The sequence below is a fragment of the Halomonas sp. 707B3 genome (assembly GCF_024158645.1).
In the GTDB taxonomy this organism is placed as follows: Bacteria; Pseudomonadota; Gammaproteobacteria; order Pseudomonadales; family Halomonadaceae; genus Vreelandella; species Vreelandella lionensis.
The window spans coordinates 1-4,261 of sequence record NZ_JAMZBE010000219.1 but is presented as its reverse complement, the minus strand read 5'-3'; the positions used below and the strand labels follow the sequence as shown (position 1 = coordinate 4,261).

Below are 4,261 nucleotides of genomic sequence, written 5' to 3'. Positions count from 1 at the left end.
ACCTTTCAGCTCGCTTTCTATTTGCTCAAACAGCGGCTGGTAGGTCGCAAAGTCGTCGCATTTCTCTCTATTGGCGACCTCTTCAGCAACACGTTTCTCAGCGCTTGAACGCACATGCTTTAGCTCAGTCAACTCAGACGCCCCAGAAATCCCTGAAAGCTCAGTCAGCAAGGCATCATCGTCCAGCGTATCTGTTGCGTCTAAATCGCTAATACTGTTGCCATCTAACAAGCCTTGATGGTCAAGGGGCTGCACTAGGGTTCGGCACTCTTCAAGCGAACGAATGCGATCAAGGCGAACGGCATAGAGCCGTTCAAAAATATCGTTGTCTTCACCGTGCTGCGGGGCACGGCCATGCTGTTCAACAAAGCGTTGAATCTCTTCAAACCCGGCAATAATGCGCTCTTCACGTGCCGAAAGACCTTTCTTCTTCTCGGGTTGAGCTAGCTCATCAAGCTCGGCGCGCAAGTCGTCCAGATCAGTCATAACGCCCCTCGTCTTTAAAGCGTACGAATGCAGAAGCGCCTTCGGCCATGCGTTTCTCCCAGGCATCTTGGGAACTGATAGAAGGCAAACGCCCTCGCTCTTTCTTGAATTTGACCGCTCTCATCGCCAGCTCTTTGGCTTCATCAGGCATCAGGTTGGTACGTTTGCCAGAGATAACGGCAGCCACTTGCTTCAGGCTGTCTTCGCTCATGCTTTTAGCCAGAATCGCGTAGGCCTCGCTGAAAGGGTTAATACGATCAATCAAATCAATATCGAGCTCCCGCACGTCCATGGCGAACTTGCGCACCCCTGCTATTAATGCGGTGTTAGGCTTTGGCTCATTGCTACCAATGTCGACAGCCTCACTACCCGCTAGCAGCTGCTTGGCCTGCTGGGTGAGGTTGAGCGCAGCGATGGCATGCTGGCGAACGGATTCTTGGTCTTGCTCGTCCAGATTGGGGTAGCGCTCTTTGATGATCTTGCCCATGCGTACCTGGGTGAGCTCTTCAGGAACCAGTTCTTCATCAAACAAGCCACGCTCAATGGTGGTCTTGTCCTGCACAAAGCCGGTAATCACTTCATTCAGGTCTTCCTGGCAAATCCTGGTCGCTTCTTCGCTTTTGGGTTCTGCCAGCCCCTTGATTTCGATGTGATATTTACCGGTTTCTTCGTTAACGCCTACGTTGCATTTGCCGGGGTTGTAGCCTTCATCACCGTAGTCGAACCCTTCTTGCGGGCCGCTGGTGGGGTGCTTTGGCTTGAACTCAAAGCGCGGTGCTAGCACTTGCTCCATCAATAAGCTGGCAGCGATGGCTTTTAGAGTATCGTTAATGGCTTCGGTGACGGCCTGTTCAGCCGCATCCGGCTCAGCGATCAAATTCGTGAAGCGCGCCCGTGTCTTGCCCGGCGCATCCCGCGTGGCGCGACCAATGATCTGCACAATCTCCGTTAGGCTGGAACGGTAGCCCACCGTCAACGCATGCTCACACCAAATCCAGTCAAAGCCCTCTTTCGCCATGCCCAGGGCAATGATGATATCGACATGGTCACGGTTGTTTTTCTGCGCAGGGTCTTTTAATGCGCTCGATACACGCTCACGTTTGGTTGAATCATCATCTACCAAATCGGCAATTTTAAGCAGTCGCCCTTGTGGCGTTTTCACCAGTTGAAAACCGGTGGCCGGGTCAGCACCCTGCCACTCCCCCAACGCTTCGATGATATGTTCAACCTCACGTACCTTATCTTTAGAGCTCTCGCGAGAGTTGACGTTGGGAATATGGAGTATGGTCTTCTCAGCAGGATCAAGCACCTTGAGGATGTCATCAGCGTACGAGCCAGAATAAAAGTAGTAGCCGATATCCAGCTGCTTGAGGTACTCGTAACCGTTGAGCTGCTCGTAATAGGTGTAGGTCACCGTATCAAAGCGCGATTCATCCTGCGGGGCCAACACCGCTTCGGTGTCGCCTCGGAAGTAGGAGCCGGTCATCGCGACGATGTGGACCTTATCGCGGTGGATAAAGCCGCCCAAGTGAGCACCCAGCTTATTGTCAGGGTTGGCTGAAACGTGGTGGAACTCATCTACGGCGACTAAGCGGTCATCAAAGGCCGCCACACCAAACTGATCAATCGCAAAACGGAACGTGGCGTGGGTACACACCAACACTTTATCGCTGCTTTCGAGGAAAGCGCCCAGAGATTTGACCTTGCCGCCATTCTCCGTGCCTGGTGCGTTGCACAGGTTCCATTTAGGTTCTACATGCCAATCAGCCCAGAAGCCGTAATTACTGAGCGGCTCGTCGTTAAAGCTAGAGCCGATAGATTTTTCCGGCACCACGATAATGGCCTGTTTCAGCCCCTGGTTGTGAAGCTTATCCAGCGCAATGAACATTAGGGCACGGCTTTTACCTGATGCAGGTGGCGACTTAATCAGCAGATACTGCTCACCTCGGCGCTCGTAGGCACGCTCTTGCATGGGCCGCATGCCCAGCTCATTGGACGTGGTAGAGCTGCCATTGCTAGCGTACGAAACGGAAACTGAAGGTACTCTCTTCGTCATAATGCAATCCCTGTCAGTGCTTCTTGCCCTTGTATTTGAGGTCTTGTTCCAGCTGTTCGATTTCTTTTAGGTCAGCGGCATCGGCTGCTTTTGCTTCCGCCGTGCGCCGTTGCTGGTCGAACACCTCATAACGTTCACGGGCAATCTTTTCCATGTTTTGACGGCTAACCGAGCCTGCGCCTTCGAGGATGGGCTGGTCATTAAACGCCAGCATCTTATCAACGTTGTTACGCCAGAAATCCAGAGTAAGTTCTTTCTGGTTCTTGACCCTAAGCTCTGCCTGTTCGAGGAAGATCACCACCAAACGGTTTAGCGTGTCGATTTCGTCAGCCGTTAGGTAGTTTTTGGCCACGATGACATCCTGCTTGCGAACCCGTGAGCCACTCCAGTTAGTCAACGCCATATTGGGCATAGCTGGGTCTGAGCGTTTTAAGATCAGCTCAGCAGCAGTGTGGCTTGTGGCCGCATACAGCAACTTGTTTTGCACTTCGGCAAAAAACTGTGCTGTCTCGCGCTCGCGAGCCTGATAATCGGAGCTAAGCGCAAAGAGATCGCGGACTTTCTGGTAGAAGCGTTTTTCCGAGGCGCGTATGTCCCGTATGCGCTCCAGCAGCTCATCGAAGAAGTCCCAACCACCCGGGTTTTTAAGGCGCTCGTCGTCCATCACGAAGCCCTTAATCAGAAACTCCTTCAGGTGAGTGCTGGCCCACTGGCGAAACTGCACGCCGCGAGACGAGCGGACGCGATAGCCAATGGCCAGGATTAAATCGAGGTTATAGTAACTGATCTTCCGCTTGACCTGACGCTTACCCTCAAATTGAACTGTCAAGGAATCCTTGACGGTTGCCACAGGGTCTAACTCATTGTCTTCAAATATATTTTTGGCGTGCAGAGAGACGTTCTGCTTGGTGGTTTGAAATAGCTCAGCAATTTCCAGCTGGCTTAGCCAGATACTGCCGCCTTCTACACGCAGGTGCAATTGGGTTCGGCCATCGTCCGTGGTGTAGAGAATCAATTCGCTCATGGCTGCCCCTGCTGCTTAAAGGTATGGAACTTATCCAGCAAGCAATAAAAAATCTCAGCCTGCTCAATTTCTTGCGTTGTAGGGCTGATTGCTGGCTTATCGCAGTAGTCGGTAAATTTCTTTAACTCATCCAAGTTCTTGAGCACAGGAATATCGAAAGTGCCCCTGGTATCGATACGCCTAAGGCCACAGGAGTGATCTTTTCCGCGTTCGTGTGTGAGGTATTTCTGATACGCATACTCAACGCTGTCTTTCAGATAGAAATAAAAACGCCCTTCACCAATCGCGACCCAATCAGGGGCAACTGCGATTTTTTTGCCGCCATCAAAAATCACAATGTGCATTTTTTTCAGCAATAACTCACTTTTGAAAGCACCCACATAGAAGGCGCCGTTCCCTATTGCACTATGGTAACCAATCTCTCCGCGTGTCCACTCCTGCCGATAGTCAAGGTGTGGCATGTCCTCATCAACAGGTGAGAGCGTGAATTCTGGGTTAGCAACGTAGTAATCACTCGGCCCCGACTTTTCCCACCCCATAACGTCGAGAAGGTTTTTTCTTATCTTCGAGAGTGGCGATTCCTTATCTTGACGATGATCCTGAATCCGTGAAGCCGGCGCCGACACTTTCCCTATCACCGCCAGCGAGCACTTTTTGATCATTCGCCCCGTGCAAGTTGGCTTTCGCAAGCCCGT

General features: G+C 51.8%; 3 protein-coding genes and 1 pseudogene. All 4 read right to left on the bottom strand.

The window, feature by feature from the left end; translation table 11 throughout:
• Positions 1-486, bottom strand: a pseudogene (locus BIS10_RS17695) (GIY-YIG nuclease family protein); the annotation flags it as partial.
• Entirely contained in the window at positions 479-2,542 is a 2,064-nt protein-coding gene (locus BIS10_RS17690; protein ID WP_392567200.1) for a DEAD/DEAH box helicase, read from the bottom strand. The pseudogene BIS10_RS17695 and the gene BIS10_RS17690, both read right to left, overlap by 8 nt.
• Positions 2,543-2,555: 13 nt before the next feature.
• On the bottom strand, positions 2,556-3,566 hold the full coding sequence (locus BIS10_RS17685; RefSeq protein WP_253507297.1) for a virulence RhuM family protein: 1,011 nt from the start codon (positions 3,564-3,566) through the stop codon (positions 2,556-2,558).
• Positions 3,563-4,261, bottom strand: a 699-nt coding sequence (locus BIS10_RS17680; protein WP_253507294.1) for a hypothetical protein, incomplete at its 5' end; no start/stop codon positions are given. The genes BIS10_RS17680 and BIS10_RS17685, both read right to left, overlap by 4 nt.

What these genes read in the sequence shown, in the direction of transcription:
- BIS10_RS17690 (WP_392567200.1), bottom strand. Translation starts at nt 2,542, where the DNA reads ATGACGAAGAGAGTACCTTCAGTTTCCGTTTCGTACGCTAGCAATGGC.
- BIS10_RS17685 (WP_253507297.1), bottom strand. Translation starts at nt 3,566, where the DNA reads ATGAGCGAATTGATTCTCTACACCACGGACGATGGCCGAACCCAATTG.